The organism is Companilactobacillus sp. RD055328 (assembly GCF_022835675.1).
GTDB lineage: Bacteria > Bacillota > Bacilli > Lactobacillales > Lactobacillaceae > BQUT01.
In genome coordinates this window covers 568,845-583,614 of the sequence record NZ_BQUT01000005.1, presented here as the reverse complement: position 1 = coordinate 583,614, position 14,770 = coordinate 568,845, and the positions used below count along the sequence as shown (strand labels likewise).

Genomic DNA, 14,770 nt, shown 5'->3' with positions numbered 1-14,770 from the left:
ATATAATTGTTATATATATTGTGAAAGTTGGAGATTGTATGTTTAGTATCATTGTAAAACTATTTGTAACTATGATTATCGCGGCAGCATTAACACCGTTTGTTAGAAAATTAGCATTTATTTTGGGCGCGGTTGATAAGCCTAATGCTCGTCGTGTAAATACTGAAGCAATGCCAACCATGGGTGGTTTAGCCATCTTTTTAGCTTTCACATTTTCAACTTTTGTATTACTTCGTAATCAATTACCAACGCACGAACTGTATAGTGTTTTTGCGGCGGAATGTACAATTTTATTGACCGGAATGATTGACGATATTCGTGAATTAAAACCTCGTCAGAAGATGCTGGGGATTTTAGTGGCTGCCTTAATTGTCTATTTCTTAGGTGGTATAAGAATGGATAACATTTCACTGCCATTTATTGGACAGTTTGAATTGGGATGGTTAAGTTTACCAATAACAATTATTTGGATTTTGGCAATCACCAACGCAGTTAACTTGATTGATGGGTTAGATGGCCTCGCAACCGGAGTTTCTATCATTAGTTTATTTACCATGGGAGTTATTGGATTCTTCTATTTGAATGTTGATAATGTCTATATTTCAATCTGGATTTTTTCTTTAGTTGCTTCACTAATAGGATTTTTACCACATAATTTTCATCCGGCTAATATTTTCTTGGGTGATACTGGATCGTTGTTTATTGGATTTATGATGGCGGTATTCTCGCTTAAAGGATTGAAAAACGTAACGATGATTAGTATGTTAATTCCTGTGATTATTATGGGAGTTCCTATTACCGATACTATATACGCTATTTTGCGAAGAATTTTAAACAAGAAGCCAATCTCACAAGCTGATAAACATCATCTACATCATAGATTAATACAATTAGGATTATCTCATCGTCAGACGGTATTGGCGATTTATGGATTAGCTTTAGTTTTTGCTTTTATCTCATTGTTATACCCTCTATCATCATTTTGGGGAACGGTATTGTTAACAATTGCCGTGCTCATAGGTCTCGAACTTTTTGTTGAGTCAATTGGGTTAATGGGTGATAATCGTCAACCAATGTTACATGCTATTAAAAATTTAATTAAAAAAACAGGTAAACAATTACCGACAAAAAAAGACTGATATGATTATCAGTCTTTTTTTATTGGAATTTCACGGATTTCTGTTTCTAGTTCGTTAATTATAACAACATTATTAAATTGATTTTTAATATCATCTTTAAAATTTGGAATCTCTGATTTGGATAACCAAACATCAAATGTAATCTGTTCTTTATATTGAATATTACTTAATTCGATATTCATTTGTTCTAAACTATATTTTATTTGATCAAATAAATTGTAGGGAACAACAAATTCCATTCTTTGTAACAAGACTCCCTCAACAATTTGATCAGAAGTTAATAATGAACTGACGGAGTTCGAATAAGCACGAATCAATCCACCCTTACCAAGTTTTATACCACCAAAATAACGAGTAACAACAGCTAATACATTGGTCAATTGTTTTTCTTCTAGCACGCTTAGAATAGGATTACCCGCAGTTCCAGCTGGTTCGCCATCATCAGACATTCTTTTTATATTACTATTTGCACCAATAATATACGCACTACAATTATGATTGGCTTTGTAGTGTTCTTTTTTGATGATTGATAATTGACGGATAGCGTCTTCTTCTGACTCAACTTTTATAAGATTAGTTATGAAGCGTGATTTTTTGATTTCAACTTCATTAATTAAATTGTTTTTTATTGAGAAATATTCAGACAAAATTTGCTCCTTACACGTAATCTCTTATATGACTAATATTAACATATCTAATTATTCCAACAGAGTAATAGAATTAACAAAAATTGATTCGGATATTCTTTCTAAACTTGATCCTACACAATATCAGATAATACCTGCAATTAAAAAAGGAGTATGCCAGAGGTGCTTTGGTCAAAATAATGGGAAATTAAATGGGAAAACTTACTGCCGTGATTGTATCAACTTTGGAAGATTAGATGAAACTTCTAACCTAGTTATCTTCAAAGATTTAATAAACAATGAGAAAGGAGAACTATTTCTACGATGGCAAGGGGAACTTAGTCCTTTGCAAGATAAAGTATCACAAGAGTTAAAAGATAATTATTTGAAATTTTCAAAACATTTATTGTGGGCGGTAACAGGAGCGGGAAAAACAGAAATATTATTTTCTACACTTAATGATGCGTTAGAAAAAGGATTTCGAGTAGCGATTGTTTCGCCACGAGTAGATGTCTGTGAAGAATTATTCCCGAGATTTCAGGCGGCATTTAATTTAGATATATCTTTAATGCATGGAAAAAAAGACGATGATTTGCATTGGACACAATTAGTGATTGCGACAGTACACCAGATGATCAAATTTCGGTCAGCGTTTGACTTGATTATTGTAGACGAAGTAGATTCATATCCTTTATTTGGTAATTATTGGCTACAAGATATTTTATTTCGAGCACTAAAAAAAGATAAGCGAGTAATTTATCTTTCGGCGACACCACCTAAGAAGATTTTGCAAAATGTTGATAAAATCTATTATTTACCACAGAGATTTCACGGTAAGCCATTACCAGTGCCGAAACCCAAAATAATTCTTGGACAATCAATTCTCCCACAAAAGATTTTGAGACATATTAGGCGTCTCATAAGAGATAAGCAAAGATTCATTATGTTCTTCCCCAGTATTGAGATACTAGAAAAGTTTGGTGAAGGTTTGGAAAAGTATAATCTAGACTTTTCCTATAAGTTAGTCAGTTCTAAAAATAATGAACGATTAGATATAATCCGAAAGTTTCGCGTTGAGAAACTATTTGCTTTGTTTTCGACCACTATTTTAGAACGTGGAGTTACTTTTAATGATATTGATGTTTTGGTATATCAGAGTAATCATCCCAATTTTTCAAAAGAAGTTTTGATCCAAATTGCTGGACGTGCTGGCAGACAACGCGAACATTTTGATAATGAAGTTACTTTTTATTATCGCGAATACAATCAACAAATTAAGTTTTCAATTAATGAAATTAAAAAAATGAATAGATTGGCGGAAAAATTAATATGAAATGTTTACTATGCAATACGAAAGTATTAGAAGAACCAGATCTTTATAAATTACTATTTAGAAGAGATGTTAAGCCTCACAATATTTGTGGCTTTTGCCAAACAAGATTTCACTTCATTAGTAAAGAACATTGTAAGTATTGTTTTCAAAATGGGGATTTTAATGAAAATATTTGTTTTGATTGTCGTAATTGGGAAATTCAATTTGATGATTTTCTGCAACATACAGCTTGGTATACCTATAATCAATATATGCATGACTTTTTTAGGAGTTATAAGCGACATGGAGATGTTGAATTAGCAAAAGTGTTTAGTTATCAAATAGGAGAAAATGATTTCTTTAAGCAATTTGATCTTATAACTTATATTCCCATGTCAAAAGCTCATCAAAAAGAGCGTCAGTTCAATCCGGTGAAAGAATTATTTAAAGAATTGCCATTAGAGAACATTTTTGAAGTTGCTAGAGATACAGGTGCTCAAGCTATGAAGAATCGTCAAGAACGTCTTAATGCACCACAAAAGTTTAAATTAATTAAAGAAATTGATTCAAGTAAAAAGATTCTTATTGTAGATGATATTTATACAACCGGACGTACGTTGAATCATGCACGTCAATGTATTTTAGATAAATATCCCAAAGCTGAAATAGAAACATTTTCTTTAGTTAGATAAAGGATATATATTGTTTTAAATCGCTTACATCTATATAATTAAGTTAAGGGATGAAACCCTTAGAAATTCCTTTGTGGAAGGAGCGATTTATATGCTAAAAATTAATGTACGTGGTGAAAATATTGAGGTCACAGAAGCAATTCGTGATTATGTTATCAAGAAGTTAGATCGAATGAATAAATACTTCGATGATAATACGGAATCAACGGCCCATGTGAATCTAAAAGTATATCCAAATTCTAAAACAAAGGTGGAAGTAACTATCCCACTTCCTTATCTAGTTTTGAGAGCTGAAGAAATGAATGACGACATGTATGCCGGTATTGATTTAGTAATCGATAAACTTGAAAGACAAGTTAGAAAATATAAAACAAAAATCAATCGTAAATCTCGTGAAAGAGGCATCAAAGATTTCCAAGTAATGGTTGATGAAGTAGAAGATGAAGAACAAGATCGCGATAACGAATTAAAAGTTGTAAGAACAAAACATGTTTCTTTAAAACCAATGGATGTCGAAGAAGCAATCTTACAAATGAATATGCTAGAACATGATTTCTTTATATTCGAAGATTCAGAAACAAACGGTATTAGCATTGTTTACAAACGTAATGATGGAAAATTTGCATTAATTGAAACAGGTGACTAAAACAAAAAAATCCCAAGTATTTGGGATTTTTTTAATGCCATTAATGGTAAAATGTTAATATATATTTATTTAATACGATAAAAATGATAATATTACATAGATACTTTACACATTTAGGTGTACAGATACAGGAGCGATTTTTTAAATATGGCAAATCCGTTAAGAAAATGGGTCGAAAGTGACAAGCGCGAAGTCAATCGTATGGGCAAAATTGCTGACCAAGTAATTGGTTACGAAGATGAATATGCGAAATTAACAGACGAACAATTACAAGCTAAGACACCCGAATTTAAGAAACGATTAGAAGTTGGTGAAACTTTAGATGATATTCTACCTGAAGCTTTTGCTACTGCTAGAGAAGGTGCTAAACGTGTTTTAGGGCTATTTCCATTTAGAGTTCAAATAATTGGTGGTATTACTTTACATGAAGGTAATATCGCTGAAATGAAAACTGGTGAAGGTAAGACTCTTACTGCTACACTACCAGTTTATTTGAACGCATTAGAAGGTAAGGGTGTTCATGTTGTTACAGTTAATGAATACTTATCAACTCGTGATGCTAAAGAGATGGGTGAGTTATATAACTGGCTTGGCCTAAGCGTTGGTCTTAATCTAAATGCTTTAGACTCAGATGAAAAACGTGAAGCTTATAATTCTGATATTACTTACTCAACTAATAGTGAGCTTGGGTTTGATTATCTGCGTGATAACATGGTTGTTTATAAAGAACAAATGGTTCAACGACCATTGCACTATGCAATTGTTGATGAGGTTGACTCAATCTTAATTGATGAAGCTAGGACTCCATTGATTATTTCAGGGCAAGCCGAAAAATCAACAGCGTTATATATCAGAACTGATCGTTTTGCTAAGTCTTTAAAAGAAGAAGAAGACTACAAAATTGATTGGCCTACAAAGACTATTAGTCTAACTGAAGATGGTATCAAAAAAGCTGAAGAAAACTTTGGCCTAGATAATCTTTATGATATTGATAATACAGTTTTAAATCACCATTTAGATCAAGCGTTACGTGCTAATTTCATTATGTTATTAGATATTGATTACGTGGTTCAAAATGGCGAAGTCATGATTGTTGACCAATTTACTGGTCGTGTAATGGAAGGACGCCGATATTCTGATGGACTTCACCAAGCTATTGAAGCCAAAGAAGGTGTTGAAATTCAAGATGAAACTTCAACAATGGCCAACATTACTTATCAAAACTTCTTCAGAATGTACGACAAATTGTCAGGTATGACAGGTACTGCAAAAACTGAAGAAGAAGAATTCAGAGAAATCTACAACATGGAAGTTATTTCAATTCCAACTAATAAGCCAATCGTTCGTGTAGACGAATCTGATTTATTATATCCAACACTAGACAGCAAGTTTAAGGCTGTAGTAGAAGATATTGCTCAACGCCATAACAATGGTCAACCAATCCTTGTTGGTACTGTTGCTGTTGAATCTTCAGAACGTTTATCAAGAATGCTTGATCGTGAGAACATTCCTCATGCGGTCTTGAATGCTAAAAACCATGAAAAAGAAGCTGAAATTGTTATGAATGCTGGTCAACGTGGTGCCGTAACAATTGCTACTAATATGGCTGGTCGTGGTACTGATATTAAATTAGGACCTGGCGTTGTTGAAGTTGGTGGTTTAGCTGTTATTGGTACAGAACGTCATGAATCACGTCGTATTGATAATCAACTTCGTGGACGTTCAGGACGTCAAGGTGACCCAGGACATACACAATTCTATCTATCACTTGAAGATGACTTGATGAAACGTTTTGGCTCAGAACGTGTTAAGAAAGTTCTTGAAAGATTCCAAGTTGAAGATGATGACGCTGTTATCCAAAGTCGTATGATTTCTCGTCAAGTTGAAAGTGCTCAAAAACGTGTTGAAGGTAATAACTACGATACACGTAAGAACACCCTTCAATATGATGACGTTATGCGTGAACAACGTGAAGTTATTTACAAAGAACGTATGGAAATCATTCAAGAAGAAGAAGATTTGAAGTCAGTATTGTTCCCAATGATGGAACGTACTATCAATAATCAAGTTGCAGTTCATACTCAAGGTAATGAGAATGATTGGGACTTAAAAGCTATATATGATTTTGCTACTTCATCAATGGTTAGCGAAGAACGTATCTCAATGGATGATCTTCAAGGCAAAAAACCAGAAGAAATTGTTGATTTCTTAATGGGACTTGTTAATGAAAATTATGCTAAAAAAGAAGAAGATCTTGGTGATGAAAAGCAAATGCTTGAATTTGAAAAGGTCGTAATCTTAAGAGTTGTTGATGATCATTGGACAAACCATATTGATGCTATGGATCAATTAAGACAATCAATTGGATTGCGTGGTTATGGTCAATTGAATCCTCTTGTTGAATATCAAGAAGAAGGATATCGTATGTTTGAAGAAATGATATCAGATATTGATTTTGATGTAACAAGATTATTTATGAAGGCTGAAATTAGACAAAATATTCAACGTTAATTCAAAAAGCAGACCTTCACGGTCTGCTTTTTTCATAAATTAGGAGAATCTAAATGGAAATAAGTGAAATAAAAAATATCTTAAGTGATATGAATGACAAAATACATCATTTCAGGGGGTCTCTTTGACCTTGATTCATTAGAGGAATCCATAGCGCAAAATGAAAATCTAATGGCTGAAGATGGTTTTTGGAATGATAATACTAGCGCACAAAAAGTTATTGATGAAAATAATGCATTAAAAACCAAATTTGATAATTTCAAACAATTGGATGAAGACGTCGATAATTTGAATATTTCATTAGAATTATTACAAGAAGAACCAGATGCTGATTTACAATCAGAAATGGAAGAAGAAATTCAAAGAATTCAAGTAGAACTTACTAATTATGAAACTCAGATGCTGTTAGATGGGCCATATGATGGCAATAACGCAATTCTAGAAATTCATCCGGGAGCTGGAGGTACTGAATCTCAAGATTGGGGTTCAATGCTATATCGAATGTATCAAAGATGGGCTGAACATCATGGTATGGAAATAGAAGTTGAAGACTACCAAGATGGTGAAGAAGCTGGAATTAAAAGCGTTACATTGATGATTAAAGGAGCTAATGCTTACGGTCAACTTCGTTCTGAACATGGGGTTCACAGACTAGTACGTATTTCGCCGTTTGATTCGGCGGGACGCCGTCACACATCATTTGCTTCTGTTGAAATTATGCCCGAGTTAGATAGTTCAATTGAAGTTGATATTAATCTTGATGATTTAAGAATTGATGTTTTCCGTTCTAGCGGTGCCGGTGGACAACATATCAATAAGACTTCATCGGCTGTTCGAATTACCCACTTGCCAACTGGGTTTGTGACTAGTTCTCAAGCACAGCGTTCACAATTACAAAATCGTGAAACGGCAATGAGTATGTTGAAGGCAAAGTTATATCAAAAAGAACAAGAAGAACAAGCTAAGAAGAATGCCGAAATCAAAGGCGAACAAATGGATATTGGCTGGGGATCACAAATTAGATCCTATGTTTTTCATCCTTATACGATGGTCAAAGATCATCGAACAAATTATGAAACTGGAAATGGACAGGCAGTACTGGACGGAGATTTAGATGGATTCATTAATGCTTATCTCCAATGGCAATTGCAAATGAAAAATCCGGATTAGAGAGTAATTATGAAAATACTTATTGTTGATGATGAAATTTCAATAGCAACACTGCTTGAATATAATCTGCAACAAGCAGAATATGAGACAGTTGTTGTTCATAATGGGCAAGATGCTTTTGCTAAATACCAAGAAGAACATTTTGATGTTGTTATTCTTGATTTGATGTTACCAAAAATAGATGGAATTACTTTAGCTAAAAAAATTCGTAAGCTAGATAATGAAATAGCTATTTTAATGCTAACAGCGTTAGGTACAAAGCAGGATGTCATTAAAGGATTGAATTCCGGAGCTGACGATTATGTTGTTAAACCATTTAGTCCGGAAGAAATCATTGCTCGTGTAGGAGCATTAGTACGTAGAAAAAGTGATATTGTCACGAAGAGTATGTTCGAAGTTGTTGGGAATAAAGTACAACTTCCTAATGGCGAAGAAAAAGAGTTAACAAAAAAAGAAAATGAATTGTTAAATTATTTTATCCATAATCGTCAACAGGTTTTGAGTCGGGAGCAAATTATGGACAATGTCTGGCCGCTAGATGATAATTCAGGTAGGGTAGTTGACATGCAGATACGTCATCTAAGAGAAAAAATTGAAGAAGACCCTAAAAATCCCCAATATCTAGTTACGGTACGTGGATTTGGGTATAAGTTGGAGGAATAATATGAAAAGTAAAAGAAGACTGATTATTTCAATTTTTTTCGCGGTATTTATCTATTTATGTATAGTTAAAGCATCTGATATTGCTCTTGATAGCAGCCAAAGTAATCATTTTGATATAGCTAGTGAATCATATGCCGATTTGCGTAATAGTGATAAAGAAGTAAGAAAAACATTATTACAAAAAAATGGGATGCAAGTTTCAAAATTCAATACTAGCTCTGACAATAATAAGTTAAATGATTTATGGGATCGTAAGATAATCAAACCTGACGGCGAAATAACAAAGACTTCAAGCTTAATGGGAAGAGATTATTATAAGGCAAAACAAATAAATGACGATGAATATTTAATATTGCATCATCATTCGCAAAGATTATGGAATCATCATTGGGCTTATTTTAGCTTATTATCAGTAATTTATTTATTGTTAGCTATAATTATTGTTCGCCTAATTTACCTTGCTGGTCGTCGTAGAGATTATGAGATTGCATTAATAACAGAGAATATTAAAAAAATTGGTGCGGGTGATGAAATCACACCAATGATTGTTCAAAATAACGATTCATTTACACCTTTAGTACTAGGTGTACAGAAATTAAACAAGATTGTGTCTGAAAAAGACAGGCATAACCACTTATTGAGTCGCCGATTCAAAGGACTAGTGGGTCATTTGCCGGTAGGTGTAATGCTATTAGATGAACAAGGTAATGTCTTAGTTCATAATCAAACTATGTCTGTTATTTTAGGCCAGAATATAAGTGATGATGAACATCCATATATTGATGATATTAAGACTTATTCATTAAGTCGAATGATTGAACATACCTTACGAAAAAATAAGAATTATCATAAAAGCTTACATCTTATCGGAAATTCTAATCGTTTCGTAGATGCAAATGTTGTTCGAATTTCACACTCGAATGAAGATATGGAACGACAAGTAATTGTTATTTTGTATGATTTAACTGAAATCAAACAAGTTGAACAAATGCAGATGGACTTTGTAGGGAATGTTAGTCATGAGCTAAAAACACCAATTACTGCAATTAATGGTTTCACGGAGACATTAATCAATGGGGCTAAAGACAATCCCGAAGATTTAGACAAGTTCTTAACTATTATTAATAAAGAAAGTAAACGACTTAATTCTTTAGTACAAGATATTCTAGAGCTTTCACAGATTGATGACGATAACGAATTCGAAGATGATATCAACTTAAAGGATATTGTTGATGATGCCAAGAATAGCTTGAGTCAAATTATTAGCGACAAAAATATTCAGTTAAACACAAAAATATCTGGAACAGAAGTGATTACTAGTTCAAAAATGATGATTGAAGAAATCATTGATAACTTATTAACTAATTCTGTTATTTATAACAAAGAAAATGGAAAAGTTGATTTAGTAATTAATCATGATGAAGTAAAAAACACTTTGAATATAACAATTGAAGATACAGGTATTGGTATTTCAGAAGAAAATATTGATCGAATTTTCGAAAGATTTTATCGAGTTGATAAATCACATTCACAAGAAATAGAAGGTACAGGATTAGGATTATCAATTGTTGCCAATGCTGTCAATAACTTGAACGGTAATATAACGGTTGATAGTCAATTAGCAGTAGGTACTAAATTCAAAATTAATATTCCATTATAAAAAAAGACAATTATTGTCTTTTTTTTTACACAAATTTTACATTCGTATTTTAAGATAACCATGTTAGATAAAAAAGATAAGGGGTATTATCTTGAAAAAAACATGGTTGTTAGTAATTAGTTTTGTAAGTTTAATAATCTTAACCGGTTGTGGTAACAGTAAAGAAGAAACGATTACTGCTGTTGGGTCTTCTGCTGTGCAGCCACTTACTGAAGCTGCTGGCGAGAAATATTCTGAATTGAATAAGGATTCATATATCAATGTTCAAGGTGGAGGAACTGGTACAGGGCTCAGTCAAATACAATCTGGAGCAGTTGATATCGGAAACTCAGATTTGTTTGCGGAACAAAAAAAAGGAATTGATGCAGACAAACTAGTAGGATATCAAATCTGTGTTGTTGGAATTGTTCCGATTGTAAACAAAGAATTAAATGTTGATAATTTGTCATTAAGCCAATTACGAAAAATATTCTCTGGAGAAATCACTAATTGGAAAGAAGTAGGTGGGCCTGATTTAGCTATTACAGTTGTTAATCGTGCTAATGGAAGTGGTACTAGATCAGTATTTGAGAACTCAGTTATGAATAATATAGAAACAAAGAGTTCTCAAGAACAAGATTCAAGTGGAATGGTTAGACAAATTATTTCAAACACACCAGGTTCAATTAGTTATGTGGCACTACCTTATTTAAATAGTGATGCAAAAGCATTAACAATTGATCATAAGGCAGCCACTCCTAAAAATATCATTAACAATGATTGGAAGATTTGGGCTTATGAACATATGTATACACAAAAAAATGCTAATAAATTAACTAAAGATTTTGTGAAATACATACTGTCTGATGAAGTTCAAAATGACATAGTTAAGAAGATGAAATATATTCCAATGAAAGATATGAAGTATCAAAAAGATATTAATGGACACGTTACACCAATTAAGAGGTAATAATTGTGGATAATATAAAAGCAAAATTAACAGTTAAATCAAAATCATCAAAACGTGAAATGAATGGAAAAATTATTTCAATGTTTTGTACTACCATTATTGTAGTTCTGGTTATTTCACTGATTGGATTTATCGCATCAAAAGGAATCGCAATCTTTGTGGTAGATAAAGTTAACATTTTTGATTTCTTGACACACTCAGTATGGTCAGCAGATAAGACAGACAGTCAAGGACGACCATTATTGGGCGCTTTACCAATGATTGTGGGATCATTTGGAGTTACATTTTTAGCAACAATAATTGCGACACCATTTGCAGTTGCAGCCGCAATATTTATGACAGAAATTTCACCTAAATTAGGTAACAAAGTCTTACAACCGGTAATCGAATTATTGGTAGGAATTCCTTCAGTTGTTTATGGGTTCATCGGTGTATCCGTAGTTGTACCACTAGTTCGTAAAATGTTTGGTGGTAGTGGATTTGGAATTTTAGCCGGAACTTTTGTTTTGTTTGTAATGATTTTGCCAACAATAACTTCAATGAGTATAGATGCGCTAAAAGCTGTACCTAGACATTATCGTGAAGCAGCTTTAGCTGTTGGGGCAACACGCTGGCAAACAATTTCTCGTGTAGTTTTAAAAGCCGGAGCGCCAGGATTATTTACTGCTGTTGTTTTTGGAATGGCACGTGCTTTTGGTGAAGCTTTAGCTGTACAAATGGTTATAGGAAACGCCATGTTATTGCCACAGAATTTAATTTCTCCAGCTTCAACATTAACAAGTGTTCTAACTATGAATATGGGAAACACTGTTATGGGAACAACATCAAATAATGCCCTATGGTCACTAGCTTTACTATTGTTATTGATGTCATTATTATTCAATAGCTTAGTTAAATTTATTGCTAAGAAAGGAACGCTATAATGTCGAAGCCAAAGATAATTGATAAGATCGCAACAGTAATTATTTATGCGATGGCCGGATTTATCGTACTGATTTTAGCAGGATTATTGTTCTATATTTTGGGACAAGGCTTACAGTATGTGAATTGGCATTTCTTAACTAGCAGAGCTGAAAGTTTCTCTGCAGGTGGTGGGATTGGAATTCAGCTATTTAACTCAATCTTTTTATTAGTATTATCAATGATAATATCTATTCCAATAGCCACAGGGACTGCAATTTATTTGTCAGAATATAGTTCTAATGGACGAGTTGCTAATTTTATTCGAACAGCTATTGAGATCTTAAGTTCATTACCTTCAATTGTTGTTGGACTTTTCGGATTTTTAATCTTTGTTATTAATTTTGATATTGGATTCTCAATTCTTTCAGGAGCTTTGACTTTGACAGTGTTTAATCTTCCACTATTGATTAGAAGTATTGAAGACTCGCTAAATTCAATCTCTAGTTCACAACGAGAAGCAGGATTAGCGTTAGGATTGTCAAAGTTTGAAACAGTTACCCATGTTATTATTCCAGAAGCGTTACCAGCAATTATTACGGGGCTAATCCTTAGTGCTGGACGTGTGTTTGGGGAAGCCGCTGCTCTTATTTACACAGCGGGACAAAGTGCACCACCAGTTGATTTTACGAACTTCAATCCAATGAGTATTACGAGTCCATTAAACTTAATGCGACCAGCGGAAACATTAGCTGTTCATATTTGGAAAGTTAATTCAGAAGGTTTGATTCCTGATGTGGTTGCTGTTTCAGCAGGAGCATCTGCGGTCTTGATTTTAGCTGTTTTAATTTTCAACTTATTGGCTAGATTCATTGGTAACCGTATTTATAGCAAAATGACAGGTGATAAATAATGGCAGAGAATACAAGTTTTATAAAACATTTTGATGAAAAAGAACATGAAATGGCAATGACAACTGAAGACCTAAAAGTTTTTTATGGTGATCATGAAGCATTGCATAGTGCATCTTTACAATTTGAACGTTACAAAATAACATCACTAATTGGCGCTTCAGGTTCTGGTAAATCAACATTCTTAAGATCACTTAATCGAATGAACGATACGGTTAGCTCTGCTAGAGTTGAAGGTGAAATTATGTATCGTGATTTAGACATAAATAGTGATGCTGTTGATGTTTATGAAATGAGAAAACATGTTGGAATGGTTTTTCAAAGACCAAATCCTTTTTCAAAATCTATCTATGAAAACATCACATTTGCTCTAGAACAACATGGTGAACATGATAAGAAAAAATTGGATGAGATTGTTGAAACAACACTCAAACAAGCATCGTTATGGAATCAAGTTAAAGATGATTTGCATAAGAGTGCGTTAGCATTATCCGGAGGACAACAACAACGTTTATGTATTGCCAGAGCAATTGCTATGAAACCAGATATACTGTTGATGGATGAGCCAGCAAGTGCATTAGATCCAATTTCAACTCAAAAAGTTGAAGAAACAATGATGAATTTGAAAAAAGATTTCACAATTATTATTGTTACGCATAATATGCAACAAGCGGCACGAATTAGTGACTATACTGCCTTTTTCAATATGGGAGAAGTTATTGAGTTTAATGAAACAAGAAAAATATTTACAAGACCGAGAATGAAGTTAACTGAAGATTATGTATCAGGACATTTTGGCTAGGAGATAATATGACAAAAAAAGCAGCTTTGTCGGCGAGTGATGTTCACTTATTCTATGGACAAAAAGAAGCCTTAAAGGGAATCACACTAGATTGTTATGAGAATGAAATTACTGCTCTAATTGGTCCTTCAGGATGTGGTAAGTCAACGTTCTTGCGTACACTTAATCGCATGAATGACTTAATACCAGGAGTAACCATTACTGGTAATGTTAAAGTAAATGAGCAAAACATATATGCGCCAAATACAGATACAGTTGAACTAAGAAAAAAAGTAGGAATGGTTTTTCAACAGCCAAATCCATTTCCATTTTCTATCTATGAGAATGTTGTGTTTGGATTGCGACTTGCAGGTATCAAAGATCGTGCAGTTTTAGATCAAGCAGTTGAAAAAAGTCTCAAAGCAGCAGCTGTTTGGGACGATGTTAAGGATAAACTTAACGAGTCAGCATTAGCATTATCAGGAGGGCAACAGCAACGAGTATGTATTGCTCGTGTGCTTGCAGTTAAACCTGATATAATATTAATGGATGAACCAACCAGTGCCTTAGATCCTGTTTCTTCAGCGAAGATTGAGAACATGATGATGGAATTGAAACAAGATTATACAATCGTTACGGTTACACATAATATGCAACAAGCTTCAAGAATATCTGATCGAACAGCTTTCTTTTTGAATGGGGAATTAATAGAAGTTGATAAGACAAAGAATATTTTCTTAGATCCTAAGAATCAACAGACGGAAGATTACATTTCAGGTAAATTTGGATAGTGAGGGAGAATTAAGATGG

The 14,770-nt window shown here is 33.3% G+C and carries 14 protein-coding genes; 13 read left to right on the top strand and 1 reads right to left on the bottom strand.

Going from position 1 to position 14,770, the window contains the following annotated elements; translation table 11 throughout:
- Window positions 1–38: 38 nt before the first annotated feature.
- Window positions 39–1,139, top strand: coding sequence for a glycosyltransferase family 4 protein (locus tag RD055328_RS05140; protein WP_244087729.1), 1,101 nt, complete (start codon window positions 39–41; stop codon window positions 1,137–1,139).
- Window positions 1,140–1,147: 8 nt separating this feature from the next.
- Here the strand turns inward: RD055328_RS05140 and RD055328_RS05135 are convergent, their stop codons facing one another.
- A complete protein-coding gene (locus RD055328_RS05135) occupies window positions 1,148–1,786 on the bottom strand; it encodes a YigZ family protein (RefSeq protein ID WP_244087728.1) in 639 nt (212 codons plus the stop codon).
- Between the two features lie 28 nt (window positions 1,787–1,814).
- Between RD055328_RS05135 and RD055328_RS05130 the strand changes: the two genes are divergently transcribed.
- The 12 genes from RD055328_RS05130 to pstB (RD055328_RS05075) all read left to right on the top strand — a co-directional run bounded on the left by RD055328_RS05130 (window position 1,815) and on the right by pstB (RD055328_RS05075) (window position 14,751).
- On the top strand, window positions 1,815–3,098 hold the full coding sequence (locus RD055328_RS05130) for a helicase-related protein (RefSeq protein WP_244087727.1): 1,284 nt from the start codon (window positions 1,815–1,817) through the stop codon (window positions 3,096–3,098).
- A complete protein-coding gene (locus RD055328_RS05125; RefSeq protein WP_244087726.1) occupies window positions 3,095–3,769 on the top strand; it encodes a ComF family protein in 675 nt (224 codons plus the stop codon). Before RD055328_RS05130 ends, RD055328_RS05125 begins: the two co-directional genes overlap by 4 nt.
- Before the next feature lie 91 nt (window positions 3,770–3,860).
- Window positions 3,861–4,415: a ribosome hibernation-promoting factor, HPF/YfiA family gene (gene hpf / locus RD055328_RS05120; RefSeq protein ID WP_244087725.1), complete on the top strand. Its 555-nt coding sequence runs from the start codon at window positions 3,861–3,863 to the stop codon at window positions 4,413–4,415.
- A gap of 147 nt (window positions 4,416–4,562) precedes the next feature.
- On the top strand, window positions 4,563–6,926 hold the full coding sequence (gene secA, locus RD055328_RS05115) for a preprotein translocase subunit SecA (RefSeq protein WP_244087724.1): 2,364 nt from the start codon (window positions 4,563–4,565) through the stop codon (window positions 6,924–6,926).
- Window positions 6,927–6,979: 53 nt separating this feature from the next.
- Window positions 6,980–8,096 (top strand): peptide chain release factor 2 gene (gene prfB / locus RD055328_RS05110; protein ID WP_244087723.1). Its coding sequence is split into 2 segments (ribosomal slippage): window positions 6,980–7,051 and window positions 7,053–8,096, totalling 1,116 coding nucleotides; the frame shifts between segments, so codons are not numbered across the junction.
- 9 nt (window positions 8,097–8,105) lie between these two features.
- The gene (locus tag RD055328_RS05105; protein ID WP_244087722.1) at window positions 8,106–8,759 is read left to right on the top strand and encodes a response regulator transcription factor; all 654 of its coding nucleotides are present in this window, start codon (window positions 8,106–8,108) and stop codon (window positions 8,757–8,759) included.
- 1 nt (window position 8,760) lies between these two features.
- Window positions 8,761–10,419, top strand: coding sequence for a cell wall metabolism sensor histidine kinase WalK (locus RD055328_RS05100; RefSeq protein WP_244087721.1), 1,659 nt, complete (start codon window positions 8,761–8,763; stop codon window positions 10,417–10,419).
- Window positions 10,420–10,510: 91 nt separating this feature from the next.
- Window positions 10,511–11,368: a phosphate ABC transporter substrate-binding protein gene (locus tag RD055328_RS05095; protein WP_244087720.1), complete on the top strand. Its 858-nt coding sequence runs from the start codon at window positions 10,511–10,513 to the stop codon at window positions 11,366–11,368.
- 5 nt (window positions 11,369–11,373) lie between these two features.
- Window positions 11,374–12,291, top strand: coding sequence for a phosphate ABC transporter permease subunit PstC (pstC, locus tag RD055328_RS05090; RefSeq protein WP_244087719.1), 918 nt, complete (start codon window positions 11,374–11,376; stop codon window positions 12,289–12,291).
- Window positions 12,291–13,181: a phosphate ABC transporter permease PstA gene (gene pstA, locus RD055328_RS05085; RefSeq protein ID WP_244087718.1), complete on the top strand. Its 891-nt coding sequence runs from the start codon at window positions 12,291–12,293 to the stop codon at window positions 13,179–13,181. Before pstC ends, pstA begins: the two co-directional genes overlap by 1 nt.
- Window positions 13,181–13,981 (top strand): phosphate ABC transporter ATP-binding protein PstB, encoded by an 801-nt coding sequence (gene pstB, locus RD055328_RS05080; RefSeq protein ID WP_244087717.1) that lies wholly within the window; start codon window positions 13,181–13,183, stop codon window positions 13,979–13,981. Before pstA ends, pstB (RD055328_RS05080) begins: the two co-directional genes overlap by 1 nt.
- 8 nt (window positions 13,982–13,989) lie before the next feature.
- Window positions 13,990–14,751: a phosphate ABC transporter ATP-binding protein PstB gene (pstB, locus tag RD055328_RS05075; protein ID WP_244087716.1), complete on the top strand. Its 762-nt coding sequence runs from the start codon at window positions 13,990–13,992 to the stop codon at window positions 14,749–14,751.
- Window positions 14,752–14,770 lie beyond the last annotated feature (19 nt).

Excerpts from the sequence above, each read along its gene's own strand:
- RD055328_RS05140 (WP_244087729.1), top strand. The coding sequence starts at position 39 with ATGTTTAGTATCATTGTAAAACTATTTGTAACTATGATTATCGCGGCA.
- RD055328_RS05130 (WP_244087727.1), top strand. The coding sequence starts at position 1,815 with ATGACTAATATTAACATATCTAATTATTCCAACAGAGTAATAGAATTA.
- RD055328_RS05125 (WP_244087726.1), top strand. The coding sequence starts at position 3,095 with ATGAAATGTTTACTATGCAATACGAAAGTATTAGAAGAACCAGATCTT.
- hpf (WP_244087725.1), top strand. The coding sequence starts at position 3,861 with ATGCTAAAAATTAATGTACGTGGTGAAAATATTGAGGTCACAGAAGCA.
- secA (WP_244087724.1), top strand. The coding sequence starts at position 4,563 with ATGGCAAATCCGTTAAGAAAATGGGTCGAAAGTGACAAGCGCGAAGTC.
- RD055328_RS05105 (WP_244087722.1), top strand. The coding sequence starts at position 8,106 with ATGAAAATACTTATTGTTGATGATGAAATTTCAATAGCAACACTGCTT.
- RD055328_RS05100 (WP_244087721.1), top strand. The coding sequence starts at position 8,761 with ATGAAAAGTAAAAGAAGACTGATTATTTCAATTTTTTTCGCGGTATTT.
- pstA (WP_244087718.1), top strand. The coding sequence starts at position 12,291 with ATGTCGAAGCCAAAGATAATTGATAAGATCGCAACAGTAATTATTTAT.
- pstB (WP_244087717.1), top strand. The coding sequence starts at position 13,181 with ATGGCAGAGAATACAAGTTTTATAAAACATTTTGATGAAAAAGAACAT.
- pstB (WP_244087716.1), top strand. The coding sequence starts at position 13,990 with ATGACAAAAAAAGCAGCTTTGTCGGCGAGTGATGTTCACTTATTCTAT.